This is a genomic window from Brevibacillus panacihumi W25, from assembly GCF_000503775.1.
In the GTDB taxonomy this organism is placed as follows: Bacteria; Bacillota; Bacilli; order Brevibacillales; family Brevibacillaceae; genus Brevibacillus; species Brevibacillus panacihumi_A.
The window spans coordinates 599,375-619,086 of record NZ_KI629785.1 but is presented as its reverse complement, the minus strand read 5'-3'; the positions used below and the strand labels follow the sequence as shown (position 1 = coordinate 619,086).

Sequence of the window (19,712 nt, the reverse complement as noted above, 5' to 3'; positions counted from 1 at the left end):
TGTGCGGCGATGAAGGACTGGAGACATTGGCCTTGTGTCATGCTCGTCTTGATTGCAGGGGTCATGCTAGCGGCTTGCTCTTCGGACGGAGGGCTTTCTCCCTCTTTTGATCCGGAAAATCAAAAAGAATACGGCCTGAACGGTGCGTACGTAGGACAGAACATTAAAGAAGCGATGGACATCCTGCAGCCGGACAAGGCAGATTTTATGGATATGCAGACCCGTGAGTCCTATACCGTTGATCGGATGGCGGCCGGGGAAGGCAATATGGTCATGGGAATGATGCTGGTGGGTCGTACGCAAGTCATGGTCATGGTGGAACGAGGTGTACTCCAATCGATCATGCTGGCAGGCGTACCTGAGGAGGAAGCCGAAAAGTTCAAAACCAATCGAGGCTTGACGATCTACTCCAGTGAACAACAGCTTAAAGAACTATATGGCGAAGCGGCAGGAGATAAAGAGATCGTCTACAAAGGAAGCAAGCAGGAGGCTAGCTTTGGGATTGTGAACGATCAGGTGGTCTGGTTCCGTTTTGATCGTCTGTAAGGAGAAAGTGCGTTCTTTGGTCAGAGCGCACTTTTTCCTATGTCTAATTTTCGCCCTGATACAGCCAATGCAGGGATACACCGTACCTTGCTGCGATTCCTTCGGCGAGAACCTGCTGGCTTTGATCCAGGATGTAATAGTGGGGAGAGTCACTGCTTGCCGGGATGCTGCCTAGCAGATGCTCGTTCAACTGTTGCAGGGCTGCCCAGCGATCCTGATCATTATCAGCCTGTTCAGCGAAACAGAAGAGCGCCACACGATCCGCATAGAGATACCTCTGTTCACTAGCGCTGACAAAACCCACATCCTCCAGATGTGTCACAGAAACGTCAGGGGGAAGATTCAACAAGGGGAAAAGCTCGCCCAGCATATCCGCTTTCTGAAGGATGGCGGTCAGCTTTTCGCATTCCTCCTCGTTTTCTACAATAAACATCAATTCATCTCGGTCGAAGACGTTGACATGGTCGCCAATTTTATGTATGACTTGAGCATAGAAGCCCGGAAGTTTGCCTGATGGCACTTGCATTTCTACGCCGTACATGGTTTGCATGATTCAATGCACCACCTTTTGTCCAATCTCTTCCTTATCGTATCAAAAAATCAAGGAGGTTCCTATGAGCAACTCAGCGCTACAAATTGAAAGCTACGCCTTGGGAATGTTTCAAACCAATGCATATGTCCTGACGAACCCGGCTACAGGGGAAAGCATCGTAATTGATCCTGGAATGGATCCGGAAATATTGCTGGATGCCTTGATCGAGAAAAACGTAGTCGCGATTTTACTTACTCATGCACATCTGGACCATATCGGCGGTTTGAATCAGGTTCGTGCCATGACCAAAGCGCCAGTCTACATTCACCCGATCGAACAGGAATGGCTGACCCATCCGGATTTGAACGGCTCAAGCCGCTGGAATTTGCCGCAGCCAATCGTCTGCGAGCGAGCCGAGCAGGAACTGGAAGACGGTCAGGTATTGGAGCTTGCTGGCCTGAAGATTGACGTTCTGCACACGCCGGGCCATTCCCCAGGCAGTTGTTCCTTTGTGATCGGTCAGCATTGTTTTGGCGGTGATGTCTTGTTTGCGCAAAGCATCGGCCGGACGGATTTACCCGGCGGCGATTTTGAGACGTTGATGGCAAGCATCCAGGATAAATTATTTGAGCTGGATGACGAGACCATTGTCTACCCCGGCCACGGCCCCAAAACAACCATCGATACAGAGAAGACCTTTAATCCTTATGTAACCGGCATGCTGCGGTAAGCCAGAAATCGGGGATGAGCAAAGGAATTTGTCAGCAAATGGCGAAAAGGAATGGGCAGTAACAAAACGGTCATGACCGTTTTGTTTGACCGCAAGCGGTCACATCCACTTTTATGAAAAACGTCGAGACGTTTTTCACAGAAAAAAGGAGCGACAATCATGAGAAGTATCAGGCGTTCCCAGGCGTGGATGATCACCTTGTCTCTAGCCTTGCTGGCAGGGTGTGCACCTGTGCCTGCCAATCCGGTGGAGTCGACCTCCTCCGAGGTGCCGTCGCTTCCCCAGGCAGAGCCCGTTCAGATAGAAGCGTCTTTGCCCAGTGAAGCGTCACCTGCTCCGCCCATCAGAGATGAGACCGAGTCCCGGTTTCCCGAGGTTCGTGTCTCCGTCATGGCAGTGGGCGATATTATGGTCCATGATCAGCAATTGGAGGGAGCCTGGAATGCCGCCAGCAAATCCTATGATTTTCTTCCTTCGTTTGAGCATGTGAAGCCCTTGTTTCAGGAAGCCGATTGGGTGATCGGCAATCTGGAGACGACGCTGACTGGGAAAGAAGCCCGCTATACGGGCTACCCCATGTTCAATTCTCCTGAATCGCTTGCCCAGACGCTGGTAGATGTTGGTTTTACGGCAGTATCCACGGCGAACAATCACTCCCTGGACCGCAAGGAGCAGGGGGTGCTGAAAACGATTGAACATTTGGACCAGTCAGGACTTTTGCACACGGGGACTTTTCGCAACGCCGAGGAGCGAGACGAACCGCTTTTCCTGACCAAAGATGGTCTCACGATGGCTTTGCTCTCCTACACCTATGGAACCAATGGGATTCCGATTCCCGAGGGCAAGTCGTATCTGGTCAACCTGATCGACCCGGACTTGATGAAAAAGGACATTGCCCGTGCGCGGGAAAAGGCTGATCTGGTCGCGGTAGCGCTGCATTTTGGTGATGAATACGTACGTTTGCCGAACGCCTTTCAAAAGAAGACTGCTGAGCTTTGCCTGCAGTACGGTGCAGACCTCATTCTCGGCGCCCATCCGCATGTTGTGCAGCCGTATGAATGGAAAACGGTGACATTGGAGGACGGCCGGGAGCATACAGGCTTGATCGCCTATTCGCTGGGCAATTTTATTTCCGCGCAGCGCTGGGATTACAAGGATGTAGGAGCGATTCTGAAGCTAAGTTTGTACAAGGGAGAAAATGGGGAAGCAAAGATCGAAAGCGCTGAAATGATTCCAACTTATGTCTATTTTTCTCGTCCGAAAGGCAAACGCAGCTACGTCATCTATCCCGTCCCGCAAACGTTGCAGAAGCTTCAAAATGGGGAAAAAGGGCTGTCTCTTTCCAAGGAAGCCATCCAGTACCTGAATAAGCTCCACGAAGAAATCCCGGTCCATGTGAATCTGGATCAGTCCAAACCAAAAGCCAGCTAATCGGATAGCTGGCTTTTGCCGTTACGGTTTGCCCCAACCAAACGGGAGATTTAATTTTAGCTGCAGCTTCAATTCTTCATCCATCATGCTCAGTTTTTCCACCTGGATATTGGGCGAAATCAACTCCGGGTAAAAACCGAGATCGTACAATTTCTCCATTTCCTCGACCGTCGAGCGAGGCAATTCAAAACCGTCAAAATACAAGGATTCGATATGAAATTGCAAATGGGTAGGCGATACGAGCTCATAGACACCGACTAGCTTGATCTCCATGTGATCGTAGGTCCCTTGCACCAGCAGCTTGTTGTCGTCAAAGCTGAACTGGGATTGCTTGAACATCTCATTTTTAGAGATGAGAAACTGATTGAACTCGTCTTGATTGATCGTCAAGGTATGGAGGAACAGACCACTGGATTGAATCCGCTCCGGTGTGGCCAGCTCCGGAATTTGGCCCATGACGCCAGCCAACGTCCCGAAGAACGTCTGGAAGGCAGGCAATCCGCGTTGCTGCCAGTCGATAATCAGGTGGTCCATCAATGCTTCGACACGGGTTGGGTCCTCCAGCTTTTGCACATTCTCATCTTTTTGCTGTTGGATTGCGATCATTTCGGCAAGCTGGAGCTCATATTTTTCCCGCAGCTTCTTCAAGTGTCCCAGGCGATCTTGCTGCTCGGACTGCATGGTGGCCAATCTCGCGCGTTCTTCCTGGAACATTGCCAATCTTGTGAAATCACGTTCGTAGAGATATTGGATCATATCCATCATGATCAGAAGTTGATTGAAGTTCTCCGCCTCAAACAACAATGTCAATAACGTGGCTCTTTCACCTGTATAATACGCACGCGCCACTTCACCGGCATGGCGGCGCATAGCATCGATCATCAACTTCTGCCGCTGCATGTCCATTTCAAGACGGGCGATATCGTTCTGGGTGCGTTTTTCTTCGTCCTTGATCAATGTCAATGTCCGTTCCAGTTCTTTTTGCGTAAAATGCTGCTGCAAAATCAGTTGCTCCAGGGGAACGGATTGCTCTTCCTGGGCAAATACGCTCAACGGACACAGAACCAGAAGCAGGATGAGCAGGAATTTGCGCATATCTTCACCTTTTATAGTATGATGGGGGACATAGTACCTTCCACTTTCTTTTATTGTATGACTTCTTTACGTATTATAGCCTTATCAGGTTGAATTTGGGTAGCAGGAGTAGAAGAGAATGGGTCTAATCGAATGGATTCGAGAGGAAATCAACAGCGCGCCGACTCAAGCGATCCCTTTTGCGCGCTATATGGAGTTGGCTCTCTACCATCCAGTCTGGGGCTACTATATGACCGACAGGCAGAAGGTAGGGAGACAAGGGGACTTTTACACCAGTGCCGCCGTCCACCCCGTTTTTGCGGAAACCTTGGCAGACGTGGTGGCAGCAATGTGTCGTGCGGGAGAGTTCGCCAAACCTCACCTGGTGGAGATTGGCGGGGGGCCCGGGAGCCTGTGCCGCTTTTTGTTGGATCGTCTTCGCGAAAGTGCGCCGAAGCTTTATCAGCGCATCCGAGTAGTGATGATTGAGACCAGTCCTTATCACCGCGCTATGCAGCAGGAGAGTTTGCGGGACCATGAAGTTGAGAAGGTCTGGTACGATTCCTTGGGTGACGCCGCGCGGGGAACAAACGGGATTACTGGTGTCGTGCTGTCCAATGAATGGCTGGATGCGTTTCCGGTACATATCGTGGAGAAGCAAGCGGGTGGTTGGCGCGAGGTATGGGTGGCGTCAAGCGATGAAGGCTTTGTCGAGACCTACCGGGATCCGACGCCTGCTCTGGCAGGTTATCTGAAGTCCATGGAAGAAGAGGTCCCGCGCGGCGTACGGATCGAAGTGAATCTCGCTATGGATCAGGCTGCCCGAGATGTGGCTCAGCTGTTGGATGCGGGCTATGTGATCACGATCGATTACGGAGATTTGCAGGAGGAGTTGTATCACCCGAGCCGCAAAAAGGGGACGTTGATGTGTTATCATCGCCACCAGGCGCACGATGATCCTTACCAGCATGTCGGTGAACAGGATCTGACCTGTCATGTAAACTTTTCCCAGTGGATGAAAAGCGGGGAGGAAAACGGTCTGCGCGTACTCGACTATCTACGGCAGGATCAGTTTCTCATGCGCTGCGGCCTGCTGCAAAAAGCGGTGGCTCATGCAGATCGCGACCCGTTCACCAGCCAGGCGATGAAGCGGAATCGGGCGATTGTGCAATTGCTGGATCCGGCAGGCTTGGGAGGTCGTTTTCGCGTCGTGGTTCAAGGGAAGAACGTGCGGCAGGATGCTCTCTTTTATCCGATAAATTAAAAAAAGATGCTCATGGCGAGCATCTTTTTTTTCCTACATGATCATTTGCAGGAATGCGTGTTCTTGTGGACCTACCGGCATTACAAAGAATGTATAGTAGGTGAAGCCTACGAAGGACACAAACATAAAGCCAAAGAAAATGTTTAAGTATACCCGCTCCGTCAGGTTCATGTAGCTAAGAGCTACGAAGAAAGCGGTCAAACCAAAGAAGATCAGTGCCATTGGCCACAATTGTGCCCAGAACGCCATCAGCGCGATCACGATCGTCCAGAAACCAAGAACGCGATACATACGATCCATCTGTATCCCCCCTTTTGCGTAATCGGCAATATTTACAAGATTCCTTCCCCATTATATAGGACAGGTGAACACGTGTAAACGGGAAGGTATGACGGATTTTTGGCAAAGTGATTCAGGATGGTTTATCTGTAACGGATGACGGTATAGTTGCAGGATTTACAACCACATTGCATCGATTCGTCCTCACGTAACTCAATGTTCCCCAGGTACGTTTGAAATATTCCCGTCAGCAAGGCATTATGCATTTTGCAGATGGAATCAGGATATTTCTTGGCTGACTCCGAAAAGGTGCAATTTTGTACGCGAAAACGCAGGCAACCGTCTTCAAACACCTCGATTTCCGGCTTCAAGCCCTGCGCTACGACGAGACGGTGAATATGATTCATCTTCTCTTCCAAAGAAGCGCTTTGCACATTCAGACTGCTTTGGGCGACTGCCCGTTTTGCCATCTCTGTACCCATTCGATATCCCATATTGATCAGTGCTTTTTCACCGGCTTCGCCGAGCGAGAGAAGACTTTCGATGGCGATGTCCGCAAGCAGCTGGTAGTCACGAGGAGGGAACTGCAGGCTTACCACCTGATCAGACAATGAGTAGAGGCGACTGGGGCGTCCGCCTTTTCCGCTTTTGTCCGAGACGGCCTTGAGGAGATGGACGTCTTCCAGTTTCGTTAGATGAAGCCGGGCCACGTTGGGGTGGATGGAAAAATGATCGGCTACTTCCTGAACCGTTATCGGGTTTTTGCTGTATGCCACATATTGATAAATGGAAAAACGGGTGGGGTCAGCTAAAGCGCTGGTTAACTTTTGAGCATCATCGTATTGCATGCTGGTACCCCCTTAAATGAGACATCTGTATAAGTGTATCCGATTTTTCCCGGGTTGTTAAGGTTGCAGTGTGTTTTTGACCCTTTGATCCGAAATTGTATCTATATTTTATATTAACTACTATTGACATAGTGTAAATGAGACCTTTATAATCCGAAGTAAGAAAGGTTTTTTTATTAGCTTACTTTTATAAAGTGACATATCCAGTTTACACCAAAACGGATATGCGATATAGGAGACGGAGGGGTAACTGATGGCAGTTGCTGAACGTACACGCACTTCAAAAATTACGTTTTTCACGTATCCGAGCTGTACATCCTGTCGCAAGGCGAAGGCATGGCTGGCAGAAAACGGAGTCAATTATGAGGAACGGCACTTGTTTAAAAATCCGCCGACAGCAGAAGAGCTGCTCGATATGATTAAAATGACGAGCAACGGGCTTGATGAAATCTTGTCTACCCGAAGCCAGCGCTTCAAAAACCTGGACGTGGACATCAATGACATGTCCGTCAAACAACTGCTCGAAATGCTGAGCGAGGAGCCTCAGCTCCTGAAGCGTCCGATCCTGACAGACGGGGAAAACCTGATTGTCGGCTACAATTCTTCTGCGATGAAAAACTTACTTTCCTAATTGTGAAAAGGAGGGCCTTGGCCTTCCTTTTTTATTTGTATCTGTTGCCTGTACAATAGAGAGAACAGCAGAAAGGAAGCGATGGAGATATGCAGACCATTCTTTTTGAGAAAAAGGCAGGAGTAGGGATGATCACGCTAAATCGTCCCGAAGTCCATAATGCCATCAGCATCGAGCTTGTGGACGAGCTGAGTCAGCTGCTTGAGCAATGCCGCACAGACGAGCAGGTGAAGGTACTCATCCTGACAGGGGCAGGCAAAAGCTTCGTCTCCGGGGGAGATCTGCCTCAGTTCATTGCAGCGCGGGGGCGAGAGCAGGCAGAGCCGCTTCTAGGAAAAGTAGCCGCCATGCTCTCGACGATGAATCATTACAACAAGCCGATCATTGCCATGATCAATGGTTCAGCTGTCGGCGGGGGATGCGAGGTCGCGGGTGCAGCGCATTTTCGCTTTGCCAGCCAAAAGGCTGTTTTCGGCTTTATCCAAATCGGCATGCACATCACCACAGGCTGGGGAGGAGGGACGCGATTGCTGGATTTGCTGCCGACGTCCAGGGCCTTGGCACTCTTGCTTACCGGGGAGCGGATCACGGCCGAGGAAGCAAAAAGCTGTGGGTTCGTTGACGAGGTGTACCCCGAGGACCAGTTGAGGGAGGAAGTCGAGCGATTCGCATTCAAAATAGCTGCTCAACCGCTCACCGGAATCGAAGCTTATATGAACATACTGAAGTGGAAACGGGCTGGCCTCGATCAGGAAGAGCGGATCAAGCGGGAAGTAGCGCAGTGTGCAGATATGTGGGGAAGTGAAGAACATCGATACGTGGTAGATCAATTCCTTTCGAAAGGGAAAAAAGGATAAAAATGTCATTTGTAGGTTTCTCCCGTTTAAACATTTATTCGCTTGGACATACTTTTTCTAGTAGAAAGCGATTCTACAAGAATAGGGAAAAGCATAGGATGAACTACATCATCCTTTTTAAAGGTTACGGGAGGGACTTATATGGTAGCTTCCAGACAAGACGCATGGACAGAAGATGACGATCTGGTATTAGCAGAAGTCACTTTGCGTCACATTCGAGAGGGCGGCACACAGCTAGCCGCTTTTGAAGAGGTAGGACAACGGTTAGGGCGGACTGCAGCTGCATGCGGTTTTCGTTGGAACAGTTGCGTCCGCAAGAGATATGATGCAGCCATATCCATCGCCAAAAGCCAACGTCAGCAGTTGAAGAAACTAGGACGTGTCGCTGCGCCTGATCTAGAAGAGGTGCAGGCAGTATCCGTACCGCTCAAGCCGCCACTGACACAAGCTGTGGGGGTTGCATCCTCTGCGAGCGATGAAGAGCAGCAGATCGAATCCGTGATCCGCATGCTGGTGAACCAAAAAGATTTACTGCGTCGTGTGAAGCAATTGGAGCAGGAATTGGAAGGAAAAGAATTGAAAATAAAAGAATTGACCGAGTCCCTGGAACGTGCCAAAAAAGAATTGGAGCAGGTACAGGATGTCGGGGAGGATTACCGGGCACTCGTACAGATCATGGATCGGGCGCGCAAGCTCGCCTTTTTGCAGGAAGAAGACAGGAGTGCATCCAAGCCCATTTTCAAAATGGATGAAAACGGGAACCTGGAGCGGGTGGAGAAGTAGCGACGAAAATAAGAAAAAGAAGCGGTCTCGCACCGCTTCTTTTTTGCATCCATCAAGGTCTAATCTTGCAGAGATACGTTTTCAGGCAGCCACACATAAGGGTTTTCGCCACGGTCCCGCATCGGGTTGTACTTTACAGGTGTAAAGCCCATTTTCAGCCAAAACTGATCGGCACGACAGCGTGAGTTGGTTTTGATCGGGGAACCGAAGCTTTTTGCGTGATTGACGAGTGCCGTACCGTAGTCCTTGCCGCGGTAGTCGGGCAGCACTTCCAGCTTCCACAGCTCGTAATACTCCTGCGAAGGCTCAAAGTAACGGTCGTACTTGGCGTCAATTTTATAAAGGCTCATACGGGCTACGAGCAGATCATTATCGTAAATGCCATAGAAAGGAGATTCCGAATCATTCTCCACAATATTTGCCTCCAGGTCTTCCTTCATGGAAAGCTCCTCCAGGCCAAATTCGCGAAACTTCTGGAATTCTTCCAGTGTCTTGTAATTGATTTGTAAACGCTTTACTTCAAACATGCTTGGCCACTCCTCTCAAAACCCATTGTCTAAAACCACTTGCGCATACCTGTATTATACACCATTCTTAGGTAAGAAAAGAGGTTTTCTTCACATCTGGCGCAGGAGAGTTTTACGCTTTTGAAACACAGGATGGAAAAAAATATATTTTCATCCTAGAACTATGAGCCGACTCATGGCAAAATAGATACGAGATGAAGTTGCGTGTTCGGGGGTTGCCATCCTGCAAGCGCTTTCAACCGATTTGCTCCGAATGCGCATAAATGAGAGGAGGATCGTATCATGAAAAAGGTCTTGATTGCCAACCGCGGCGAGATCGCCCGGAGGATTATTCGCACTTGTCGGGAAAAAGGGATCGCTACAGTGGCGATTTACTCTGACGCGGATCAAGAGATGCCGTATGTCCGTGAGGCGGATGAAGCTGTACATATCGGTCCGCCGCCTGTTCCGCACAGTTATCTGAACATTGAGGCCATTCTTGCTGCTGCCAAGAAGTGTCAGGCAGATGCGATCCATCCGGGGTATGGCCTGTTGTCGGAGAATGCATCGTTCGCCCGCAGAGTGCTGGAGGAGGGCATCGTATTCATCGGACCTACTCCGGAAGTGATTGGACAAATGGGGGATAAACTGACGGCGCGCCGGATCATGCAGCAGGCAGGAGTTCCCGTGGTCCCAGGTGGCGATCAGCCTGTCGAGACCGGGGATGAAGCCGTACAGATGGCAAAGTCCATCGGCTTCCCCGTCATGTTGAAGGCAAGCGCAGGCGGTGGTGGCATCGGTATGCAGATTTGCCGTGATGAAGAAGAGCTTCGTCAGGCGTTCCAATCCGCGCGAGGACGAGCGAAAGCGTATTTTGGCAACGATGCCATGTTCGTGGAGAAATACGTGGAAAGGCCACACCATATCGAGGTGCAGATCGCGGGAGATCAGGCGGGTCAAGTGATTCATCTTCTGGAAAGAGAGTGTTCCATTCAGCGGCGCCATCAAAAGGTGGTCGAAGAGAGTCCTTCTCCTTTCCTGGATGAAGAGACCCGGGAAGCCCTGTGCCAGGCTGCTGTGCAGGCTGGAAAGGCTGTTGGCTATACAGGTGTGGGCACCGTGGAGTTTATTGTCGACGAGCAGAAAGCATTTTACTTCCTGGAGATGAACACCAGGCTGCAAGTCGAGCATCCGGTCACAGAAGAGATGATCGGCTTGGATCTGGTCGCGCTGCAACTGGAGATCGCCCAAGGCAAGCCCCTGTCTGTCGCACAGGAGGATATACACGCCAAGCGTCATGCGATTGAATTGCGGGTCTATGCAGAAGATCCCGTAACGTTTTTGCCGTCTCCCGGTACAATTACGCTGTACCAGGCTCCTGGTCTGGAACACGTCCGTATTGATGACGGCGTAGAGACAGGGACAAAGGTGACGCCATTCTACGATCCGATGATTGCCAAGGTCATTGCCTCCGGGATTACTCGCGAAGAGGCGATCCAGCGTGCCAGGCAAGCCATGCAGCAATATCTGATCACCGGAATCAAAACCAACATCCCGTTTTTGCTGGAGGTATTGGAGGACGAACGCTTTATCGCAGGACAATACAATACATGGTTTATCCAAGAACGAAAACCCAAATCGACGATCTAAAAGGAGTGTTGTCTAATGAAACAAGTAGCAGCAAATATGGCAGGTACGGTATTTAAAGTTTTGGTCCAAGCAGGGGACGACGTGACAGCAGGCCAGGATCTAATCGTGCTGGAATCGATGAAGATGGAGATTCCGTTTGCAGCCGAAGGAGCAGGAAAAGTAGCAGAAGTGAAGGTACAGGTAGGCGATTTTGTCAATGAAGGCGACATCCTCGTCGTACTGGAAGAATGAGTGGCAGTTTTTTTGACAGCAAACCAACTGAGCGCTCGCTAGGAAAGGAGGGATGCAGCGTGCATGTGAAAATTGTAGAGGTTGGCCCGCGAGACGGGCTGCAAAATGAGAAGGAGATCGTGCCTACCGAGGTCAAAATTGCACTGATCGAGAAGCTGGCTGCCTCTGGTCTGACGACGATTGAAGCCACTTCTTTTGTCAATCCCCGCTGGATTCCGCAGCTGGCAGATGCTGAGGAGGTATTGGCCCGGCTTCCACGCGGGAAGGACGTAACCTATACGGCTCTGGTTCCCAATCTGCGCGGACTGGAGCGTGCCGTGTCGAGCGGCTTGCAGGAAATTGCGCTGTTCATGTCAGCTTCTCAGACCCACAACCAGAAAAATATCAACAAGACGATCGAGGAGACCTTTCCTGTCCTGCGAGAGGTGGCTCAAGCAGCCCATTCATACGGGATGCGCGTGCGCGGTTACGTATCGACCGTATTTGGCTGCCCTTACGAAGGCGATGTGCCCGTCGACAACAGCCGCCGTGTGACGCAAGCCCTGCTGGAGATGGGCGTACACGAAATCTCACTGGGAGACACGATTGGCGTTGCCACCCCCAAACAGGTGCGCCACATCTTCGGGGAATTGGTAAAGGAGGCTTCTGCCGAGCGTTTGGCGGCCCATTTTCACGACACACGGGGAACCGGCCTTGCCAATGTCGTCGCGGCACTGGATGTTGGAATTCGCATATTTGACAGCTCGATCGGCGGTCTGGGCGGCTGCCCTTACGCACCGGGAGCGGCAGGGAATATCTCCACCGAAGATCTCGTCTACCTCCTCCACGGTATGGACATCGACACGGGGGTCGACCTGGAGCGGTTGATGGAAGCTGGGGCGTACATCCAGCAGCAATTGGGGCGCGAGCTTCCTTCCAAGGTATTGAAGGCGCATCTCGCTGCCGACGACTGCGCAAAGCAGGGCGATGCATAGAGCAGGAGGGATCTGTTTTGAGCGTTTTGTTGCAAAAGGAAGGCGCGGTTGCCGTCCTGACCATCGATCGGCCGCATGTGCACAATTGTCTGAACTTCGCCGCATTATGCAGCCTGCGTGAGCGAATTGCACAGCTTGCTTTGGACAGGGGGACTCGAGTGGTGGTGGTCACCGGCTCGGGGGAAAAGGCATTTTGTGCCGGGGCAGACCTGAAGGAACGCCGAGGGATGGAGCCGCAGCAGGTGGAAGCCTATATCCGCATGATCCGTGAAACCTTCAGTGAGCTGGAGCGTTTGCCCAAGCCTGTAATTGCGGCGGTGAACGGTTTGGCGTTAGGCGGGGGGACAGAGCTTGCCCTGGCCTGCGATTTGCGGGTCATGAGCGAGACGGCTCAGATGGGACTGACCGAAACCTCGCTTGGAATCATCCCGGGTGCGGGCGGGACGCAACGGCTCCCTCGTCTGGTGGGCAAAGGCTTGGCCAAAGAACTGATCTTTACCGCTCGTCGCGTCCTTCCCGATGAAGCGCTGCAAATCGGCTTAGTCAACCGCGTAGTGCCTGCCGAACGGCTTTTGCCCGATTCGCTCGAACTGGCGCGGCAAATCTCGGAGCAGGCCCCACTCGCGCTTGCGCAGGCAAAGGTTGCGATCGACTGCGGGTCAGAGGTGGAATTGGCGACAGGGCTGATGATGGAGAGCCAGGCCTACCAACTATTAATACCAACCAAGGACAGGCTGGAAGGGCTGGCGGCATTTCAGGAAAAAAGAAAACCTGTATATCGTGGAGAGTGACAAGGAGGAAGCCATGAGCAAACAAGCGGACGAGAAACTGTACGAGAAAATTGATCAGGTGAAGCAGGGCGGAGAGCCCAAATACCACGCCAAGGCGAAAGAGCAAAACAAGCTGTTTGTTCGTGACCGTCTCAAAATGCTTTTCGATGACGAATTCATGGTCGAGGACGGACTCTTTGCCAATGTGATGGCAGGCGATCTGCCGGCCGACGGGGTCGTGACGGCCATCGGCAAGGTAAATGGGCAAACCGTATGCGTGATGGCCAATGATTCGACGGTGAAAGCAGGCTCCTGGGGATCGCGGACGGTCGAGAAAATCATCCGTATTCAGGAGACGGCCGAAAAAATGCAGGTGCCGCTGATCTATCTGGTGGATTCCGCCGGGGCGCGAATTACGGATCAACTGGAGATGTTTCCAGGACGCCGTGGCGCGGGACGCATTTTTTACAATGAAGTGAAGCTGTCCGGCAAAATTCCCCAGGTATGCATCCTGTTTGGGCCGTCTGCTGCGGGGGGCGCTTATATCCCGGCTTTTTGCGACATCGTGATCATGGTCGATAAAAATGCCAGCATGTACCTCGGATCGCCGCGCATGGCGGAAATGGTCATCGGCGAAAAAGTCACCCTCGAAGAACTGGGCGGGGCCCGCATGCATTGTTCGGTAAGCGGCTGCGGTGATGTCCTCGCTGCGAATGAAGAGGAAGCGATTACTGCCGCACGTGAGTACCTTCGCTTTTTCCCAGCCAACTATACGCAGAAGCCGCCTGTCCTCGAAGGGAAGATTCCTGTATCGACTGCGAAGGACATCACGGCACTCGTTCCTGAAAATCAGAACGCGCCATTTAACGTGCATGATCTGATCGAAGCGCTGGTTGATGAAGGCTCCTTCTTTGAAATCAAAAAGCTGTTCGCCCAGGAGCTGGTAACCGGGCTGGCCCGTCTTGACGGCAAACCGGTCGGAATTATCGCCAACCAACCGCGAGTCAAAGGCGGCGTGTTATTCGTCGATTCGGCTGACAAGGCGGCGCGCTTTATCACCTTGTGCGATGCGTTTTCGATTCCGCTGCTCTTCCTTGCCGATGTGCCGGGCTTTATGATTGGCACAGCGGTGGAGCGTGCAGGGATCATCCGTCATGGCGCGAAAATGATAGCGGCGATGGCCGAGGCGACGGTACCGAAGATTTCCGTCATTGTACGCAAGGCGTATGGAGCGGGATTGTACGCGATGGCCAGCTCCGCGTTTGAACCGGATGCCGTACTGGCGCTGCCGGGAGCACAGATCGCGGTCATGGGACCAGAGGCTGCAGTCAATGCCGTCTACAGCAACAAAATTCAGGAAATCGAAGACCCGCAGGAGCGCCAGGCTTTTATCGCCCAGAAAAGGAAGGAGTATCAGGAGGATATTGATATCTATCTGCTCGCTTCCAATCTGATTGTCGATGCGATTGTGCCCCCTGCTGAGCTGAGGCAGGAACTCATCTCGCGCTTCTCGGTCTATCAAGGTAAAAATCAGTTATTTTCTGCAAGAAAGCATCCTGTCTATCCGGTATAGCGCTGTCAGCAGGCCGACTCTTCGCAAAAGAGGCGGTCTGCTTGTTTTTTGCGTTAAATTTTTCGACAATTTTGATCTTTTTTTAACCCAATCAATTGCTCAATCTCCTAATCTCTGCTATTCTTTAGATAAGTATTGATTAATGTGGGTGAACAAATGCGATCGGAATCGATTCCTGTCAAGACGGTAGTGATTGGCGGCGGTGCTGTAGGTCTGCTCTATGCTGCCAGACTTGTTCTGAGCGGACAGTCAGCGTCAGTCGTGACTCGAAGTCCTCTTCAGGCCGAGCAAATCAACCGACAGAAAATGTCATTTCATTCTCTGGACGGGCAGGTTTTACCCGTTCCGCTCGCAGCAAGTCCGATTGAACAGGGCTTGCCACCGGGCAACTTGTATCTGCTTGCCGTAAAACAAAACGACTTGCCTGGATTGCTGCCGTTTTTGCGGGAGATTCCACAGAATGCCTCCATCCTGGCCCTGCAAAATGGCATGGGGCACCAAGAATGGCTGGCTGAGAAGCTGCCCGACAGAATTTGCTACTTCGGAATCAACGCAGAGGGAGCCAGGCGACTGTCCGGGACAGAGGTAATTCATACCGGAAGCGGCTCACTACGCGTCGGTCCCTGGAATGAGACAGCAGGTCCCGATCCGGTCATCTCGGCCTTTCTGGACTGGGCACGATCCGTTCAGATACAAGCTACCTTCGAAGCCTCGATCCAGCCGTTTGCCTGGCGCAAGCTAGTGGCGAACGCTCTGATCAATCCGTTAACCGCGATTTTTGAAGTTCCCAATGGAGCTTTGCTCGAGAACCCGTACACCGTGGACCTGATGCGCGATCTTTTTGTGGAAGCAGCGGCTGTCGCCAATCATCACGGACAAAAATTGGGGGAAACGGATTGGCAGGAAATCTTTGCAATTTGTCGAAATACTTCACGAAATCTTTCCTCCATGTTACAGGACGTGAAACGACAGAGGCGGACGGAGGTAGAGGCAATCAATGGCTATCTCGTCCAAAAAGGAAAGGAAGCAGGGATTCCCACTCCATTGCATGAAAGCTTGCTTCGCGTGATCCTTCTCAAGACGAGCATGGGAGAAGAGAAGGTGGGAGGCGACAGATCATGACCTTTGTGGCAAATGTCTGGTCCTACTTATGGGGTACACTCACCGTCATACCATTCCTGGGTTTCCCGATCGTCTATTATCTGATGTGGGTCTGGAAGCGGGACAAGCGGTTGGCGGCCAGGTGGGCAGTGAATATCACGAATCTTTTGTTGATTCGTTCGGTTGTGGTCGCCTATGGCGAGATCTGGCCAGAGGCCATGTCTGCCTGGTGGTGGATCGTTTGCTTTTACCTAGTCTTCATCGCTTTGCTTGGCTGGATTCAAGTGCGCTGGAAGGGAAAGCTGTCCCTTGGCAAGATTGGTTTTTCCGTGTGGCGTTTGTCGTTTCTCTGGTTTGGACTCATCTACGTAGTGTTGATTACGACGGGCATTTTCAAGACAATGAGCGTCGTATAAACACCGGTGACATACATAATCGTTTCTATTCCGATAAAGAAAGAAGGTTGGAAATATGCGACTTCCCATCGAGACCATCGGACACAAGATACGTATGATTCGGAAAGAGCGCGGCTTTACCCTGGAAATCATGGCGAACAAAACCGGGTTAAGCAAAGGGCTGCTCAGTCAAGTGGAGAGGGGGATTTCACAACCGTCTTTGGACTCCCTGTGGAAAATTACAAAAGCCCTCGAATCCCCCATTATTCATTTTTTTGAGGACATCGATCAAAAACAGGTGCATGTCGCAAGGCAACATAAGCGCAGACAATTAGTGTTTCCCGAATCTACCGGTACCTATTCGCTGCTCTCTATGGGAGGAAGCGCAAAACTCGGGATGCTGGAAGTCCGTCTCAAGCCAGGTGAAATGGCCGTAGACAAATTCGTGCAAACCGAGGGTGAGGAATGCTTTACCGTCATTACGGGAAGTGTTGTGGCCCGTTTCAATGATGAAGAGCACGTTCTGGAGGCTGGCGACAGCATTTCCTTCGACAGTGCCAAGAACCATTCCGTCGAAAATTGCGGCGAAACCGAAGCCGTTTTGATCTGGTCCGTGACGCCGCCGCAATTTTAAAAGAATTCTACCTTACACTTTGACAACCCATTGATATGGGTTGTTTTGTTTTTTCATGGGAGGGAGCATGATATAATTTGCAAAAGAACACGGCCCTAAGAAAGGTGAGCATGTCATGAATGTTGATCATATAGCACTTCCGTTAGCCAATCGGCTGACACAGGACTACCAGGAGGGAAAGGAATCCGCGGTTTCCTTTTTTGCCTATAAGCCATACCGAAGCGAATCCTATCGGGAACGACTGGAATGGCTGCGCGGACGAACTTTTTCCCATCGCGAGAAGCTGACGGAAGGATTATATACCTATAATCAGGATATCGGAAATCACGAAGAAGCTCTCCAACGAATCAATACGCTAAAAAAACCGGATGCCTATGTGGTCATCGGCGGACAACAGGCAGGAGTGCTGACGGGTCCACTCTACACGATCTATAAAGCCGTCCATTTGATTCAAGCCGCGCAAAAGCTTTCACAGGAGCTCGAGGTAGAGGTCATCCCCGTCTTTTGGATCGCGGGCGAAGATCATGATTTGGACGAGATCGACCACGTCTTTTGGTTGAGTGAAAAAGAAAGGCGCTTGCACAAAGAAAGAATGAAGCTGAGTAAAAAAGGTCGTTTTTCGGCGAGTGATGTGACGTTGGATGCAGCAGCCGTCGAAGCTTTTCTCCAGTCGTTTTTCGACGGACATCCGGAGACCGTGCATACTGCGCAAATCCGCAGTTTGCTGCAAGCGACAGCCTCCACTTCCCGGACACCCGTGGAGTGGTTCGCGCGTCTTCTCGCGCAGTTGTTCGGCAAACACGGACTGGTGCTGGTGGAGTCCTCGTCGCCGTATATTCGGGAGCTGGAGCAGCCGATCTTTCAAAAGGTAATCGCGAAAAATGAGCAGATCTCTCATCTGTTGACAGACGCAGCGACCCGAATTGCAGACGCAGGATACCCCTTGCAGCTGGAGGTGGGGGAGCATCAGGCAAATCTTTTCCTTTATGAAGGGGGAGAACGCTTGCTTCTGGAGCGATATGGAGATCGTTTTGTCAACAGGCGATGTACGTACTCGCGCGAGGAGCTGCTGAAGCTGGCAGAGGATGCGCCGCAACGCTTCAGCGCCAATGTCGTGACGCGCGGTCTGATGCAGGAGCATCTGTTTCCAACGCTTGCCTTTGTCGGGGGGGCTGGAGAAGTTGCGTATTGGGCCTTCTATCGGGAAATCTTCGCTGCACTCGACATGCAAATGCCCATTGTCTTGCCGCGCATCTCGGTCACGTTGTTGGAGGGAGCGCTAGAAAGACTGCTCGCCGGTTTTGACCTGGACATTTCACAGGTGCTGGGCCAAGAAGAGGCATGGAAAGAAGCGCAAATGAAGACGAGGGAACAGCGGCCGCTGGATGAGCGCTTTACCCATGTACGGGAATCGCTTCTGGATCTGTATCGACCGTTGGTAGAGGACGTTGTCCGGCTGGACGGGGGACTTCGGGGGATAGCTGACAAAAATCTGTCAATCTTGCTTGGACAGGTCGACTTTTTGGAACAGCGCCTGACCCGTTCCCTTCAAGAGCGTGAGGACACAGATCAGCACCGCATTTGGCGCTTGGAGGCAAATCTTTTGCCGGAGGGCGGATTGCAGGAAAGAAAGATCTCCTTTTTTTCCTACGCCAATAAATACGGCTTGTCTCTTGTCGACCGGCTGGTGCATGCTCCGTTTACTCATGACGGACGTCATCAGGTTTTTCACCTGTAACCTGATCTTTTGGATATCATTTCCTGCTAATATGCTGAAACATTCTCGACAATATCTGCGTCAAACCCAGTACAGGAGATGCCTGTGGAAGGGGAGATGATCCAGTGCAGATGAAATTGCGACAACTTGGCAGACGATTCATCATAAAGACGCTTGTGCTCTCGATCGCTCTGGCAGGTACGGCATTCGGAAGTGTCAGCGCGGCAGAGGCTCGAATGATTGCAGCTGCGTCTGCTGTTTCTTTTACAGATATGAATGGACATTGGGCTTCCCGAGAAATTGTGGAAGCGAATAAAAGAGGACTGATTCGCGGTTTTCCGGACGGAAGCTTCCGTCCCGAGCAGACAATCTCACAAGAAGAGTTTCTCGTCATGATCGAGCGGGTGATCCCTCCTTTTAAAGGGCATGAACCCGATTCTTTTGCACGTGAAACCTACTTGTCGAAAGCGGAGGGACGGTGGTCCTATGGGACCTATGCCCATCTGCTCAGCGCCGGGATCATTCCGTCCGGAAAGCCGACAGAGCCCCTCGATCGGTTGGAGGGAGCGAGACTGATGCTCGCGGCATTGGGACATCAGTCAGAAGGGGAGAAATACCGGGGAACGAAATCCCGCTTTTTCTCCGACCTTCCTGTAGAGGAGGAGTATCAAGTCATGACCGTCTACCCGGCGTACAAGCTGGGGATCATTACTGGCTATCCGGATGGGACGTTCCGAGCGCATGAGAAGATTAGCCGAGCGCAGGCTGTCGTTCTGATTTCGCGTCTGTCCCAGCAGATCGGGGATTTGTTCCCCGGTCAGGTGAGCGAGGAAGAGAAACAGGGCATGCGGAAGACCGTCGCTTCATTCATAGAGGATGTGATGGACAAACAACGCATCCGCCGCTATGACGAATTGGTCAGCTACGTGCAGAAGAATAATTTGCCGGCAAGCACTCAGTTTTTGCGCGAGCATTTTTCCTTCATGAATTATGAGGTCTATGATTACGTGCGCTTTCCCCAGTTCAATGAGCTGACCTATTACGCCAAAATCGGAAACGGCAAGTACCGCATGACCGTGCAGTACTACTCCGGTGAACTGGGAGGCAGCGTCGACCGCACCTTCTATTTCTCATCGACAGACGGCAAAACGTTTCAATTGATCGGAAAAGACGAATAATACGGCAA

At 51.5% G+C, this 19,712-nt stretch carries 22 protein-coding genes; 17 read left to right on the top strand and 5 right to left on the bottom strand.

Features of this window, described 5'->3' with window-relative positions; translation table 11 throughout:
- The first annotated feature begins 9 nt into the window (after positions 1–9).
- Entirely contained in the window at positions 10–546 is a 537-nt protein-coding gene (locus T458_RS43925; protein WP_023557451.1) for a hypothetical protein, read from the top strand.
- 43 nt (positions 547–589) lie between these two features.
- Here T458_RS43925 and T458_RS43920 read toward each other — a convergent pair whose 3' ends face one another.
- On the bottom strand, positions 590–1,096 hold the full coding sequence (locus T458_RS43920; protein WP_023557450.1) for a hypothetical protein: 507 nt from the start codon (positions 1,094–1,096) through the stop codon (positions 590–592).
- A 64-nt stretch (positions 1,097–1,160) separates the two neighbouring features.
- Here T458_RS43920 and T458_RS43915 point away from each other — a divergent pair, with 64 nt between their 5' ends.
- Together T458_RS43915 and T458_RS43910 are read left to right on the top strand one after the other, a co-directional pair.
- Positions 1,161–1,808, top strand: a complete 648-nt coding sequence (locus T458_RS43915; RefSeq protein ID WP_023557449.1) for an MBL fold metallo-hydrolase — start codon at positions 1,161–1,163, stop codon at positions 1,806–1,808.
- Between the two features lie 159 nt (positions 1,809–1,967).
- A complete protein-coding gene (locus T458_RS43910) occupies positions 1,968–3,239 on the top strand; it encodes a CapA family protein (RefSeq protein ID WP_023557448.1) in 1,272 nt (423 codons plus the stop codon).
- A gap of 21 nt (positions 3,240–3,260) precedes the next feature.
- On the opposite strand, the gene T458_RS43905 is transcribed toward T458_RS43910, so the two are convergent.
- On the bottom strand, positions 3,261–4,334 hold the full coding sequence (locus T458_RS43905) for a coiled-coil domain-containing protein (protein ID WP_023557447.1): 1,074 nt from the start codon (positions 4,332–4,334) through the stop codon (positions 3,261–3,263).
- Between the two features lie 118 nt (positions 4,335–4,452).
- Between T458_RS43905 and T458_RS43900 the strand changes: the two genes are divergently transcribed.
- Complete coding sequence (locus tag T458_RS43900; RefSeq protein ID WP_023557446.1) at positions 4,453–5,577, top strand: class I SAM-dependent methyltransferase; 1,125 nt, start codon at positions 4,453–4,455, stop codon at positions 5,575–5,577.
- A 33-nt stretch (positions 5,578–5,610) separates the two neighbouring features.
- Here the strand turns inward: T458_RS43900 and T458_RS43895 are convergent, their stop codons facing one another.
- Together T458_RS43895 and T458_RS43890 are read right to left on the bottom strand one after the other, a co-directional pair.
- Positions 5,611–5,877, bottom strand: coding sequence for a DUF2626 domain-containing protein (locus tag T458_RS43895; protein WP_023557445.1), 267 nt, complete (start codon positions 5,875–5,877; stop codon positions 5,611–5,613).
- Between the two features lie 122 nt (positions 5,878–5,999).
- Complete coding sequence (locus tag T458_RS43890; protein WP_023557444.1) at positions 6,000–6,704, bottom strand: helix-turn-helix transcriptional regulator; 705 nt, start codon at positions 6,702–6,704, stop codon at positions 6,000–6,002.
- Between the two features lie 253 nt (positions 6,705–6,957).
- Here T458_RS43890 and T458_RS43885 point away from each other — a divergent pair, with 253 nt between their 5' ends.
- The 3 genes from T458_RS43885 (at position 6,958) to T458_RS43875 (ending at position 8,975) form a co-directional block, all read left to right on the top strand.
- On the top strand, positions 6,958–7,335 hold the full coding sequence (locus tag T458_RS43885; RefSeq protein WP_023557443.1) for a Spx/MgsR family RNA polymerase-binding regulatory protein: 378 nt from the start codon (positions 6,958–6,960) through the stop codon (positions 7,333–7,335).
- 89 nt (positions 7,336–7,424) lie between these two features.
- Positions 7,425–8,192, top strand: a complete 768-nt coding sequence (locus T458_RS43880; protein WP_023557442.1) for an enoyl-CoA hydratase/isomerase family protein — start codon at positions 7,425–7,427, stop codon at positions 8,190–8,192.
- Between the two features lie 141 nt (positions 8,193–8,333).
- The gene (locus T458_RS43875) at positions 8,334–8,975 is read left to right on the top strand and encodes an RsfA family transcriptional regulator (protein ID WP_023557441.1); all 642 of its coding nucleotides are present in this window, start codon (positions 8,334–8,336) and stop codon (positions 8,973–8,975) included.
- 59 nt (positions 8,976–9,034) lie between these two features.
- Here T458_RS43875 and T458_RS43870 read toward each other — a convergent pair whose 3' ends face one another.
- Positions 9,035–9,502, bottom strand: a complete 468-nt coding sequence (locus T458_RS43870; protein WP_023557440.1) for an N-acetyltransferase — start codon at positions 9,500–9,502, stop codon at positions 9,035–9,037.
- 282 nt (positions 9,503–9,784) lie between these two features.
- On the opposite strand from T458_RS43870, the gene T458_RS43865 reads away from it, so the two are divergent.
- The 10 genes from T458_RS43865 (at position 9,785) to T458_RS43820 (ending at position 19,704) form a co-directional block, all read left to right on the top strand.
- Positions 9,785–11,131 carry an acetyl-CoA carboxylase biotin carboxylase subunit gene (locus T458_RS43865; RefSeq protein WP_023557439.1) on the top strand — a complete coding sequence of 449 codons (1,347 nt, stop codon included), beginning with the start codon at positions 9,785–9,787 and terminating at the stop codon, positions 11,129–11,131.
- Positions 11,132–11,146: 15 nt separating this feature from the next.
- Complete coding sequence (locus T458_RS43860; protein WP_023557438.1) at positions 11,147–11,362, top strand: acetyl-CoA carboxylase biotin carboxyl carrier protein subunit; 216 nt, start codon at positions 11,147–11,149, stop codon at positions 11,360–11,362.
- 59 nt (positions 11,363–11,421) lie between these two features.
- Entirely contained in the window at positions 11,422–12,336 is a 915-nt protein-coding gene (locus T458_RS43855) for a hydroxymethylglutaryl-CoA lyase (RefSeq protein WP_023557437.1), read from the top strand.
- A 17-nt stretch (positions 12,337–12,353) separates the two neighbouring features.
- Positions 12,354–13,127, top strand: a complete 774-nt coding sequence (locus T458_RS43850; protein WP_023557436.1) for an enoyl-CoA hydratase-related protein — start codon at positions 12,354–12,356, stop codon at positions 13,125–13,127.
- 13 nt (positions 13,128–13,140) lie between these two features.
- Positions 13,141–14,679, top strand: coding sequence for an acyl-CoA carboxylase subunit beta (locus T458_RS43845; protein WP_023557435.1), 1,539 nt, complete (start codon positions 13,141–13,143; stop codon positions 14,677–14,679).
- Positions 14,680–14,835: 156 nt separating this feature from the next.
- Positions 14,836–15,801 carry a ketopantoate reductase family protein gene (locus tag T458_RS43840; RefSeq protein WP_023557434.1) on the top strand — a complete coding sequence of 322 codons (966 nt, stop codon included), beginning with the start codon at positions 14,836–14,838 and terminating at the stop codon, positions 15,799–15,801.
- Positions 15,798–16,196 (top strand): DUF3397 domain-containing protein, encoded by a 399-nt coding sequence (locus T458_RS43835; RefSeq protein WP_023557433.1) that lies wholly within the window; start codon positions 15,798–15,800, stop codon positions 16,194–16,196. Before T458_RS43840 ends, T458_RS43835 begins: the two co-directional genes overlap by 4 nt.
- Positions 16,197–16,251: 55 nt before the next feature.
- Complete coding sequence (locus T458_RS43830; protein ID WP_023557432.1) at positions 16,252–16,809, top strand: helix-turn-helix domain-containing protein; 558 nt, start codon at positions 16,252–16,254, stop codon at positions 16,807–16,809.
- A gap of 115 nt (positions 16,810–16,924) precedes the next feature.
- Positions 16,925–18,547 carry a bacillithiol biosynthesis cysteine-adding enzyme BshC gene (gene bshC / locus T458_RS43825; RefSeq protein WP_023557431.1) on the top strand — a complete coding sequence of 541 codons (1,623 nt, stop codon included), beginning with the start codon at positions 16,925–16,927 and terminating at the stop codon, positions 18,545–18,547.
- A 110-nt stretch (positions 18,548–18,657) separates the two neighbouring features.
- Positions 18,658–19,704, top strand: a complete 1,047-nt coding sequence (locus T458_RS43820) for an S-layer homology domain-containing protein (RefSeq protein ID WP_252989854.1) — start codon at positions 18,658–18,660, stop codon at positions 19,702–19,704.
- Positions 19,705–19,712: the final 8 nt, after the last annotated feature.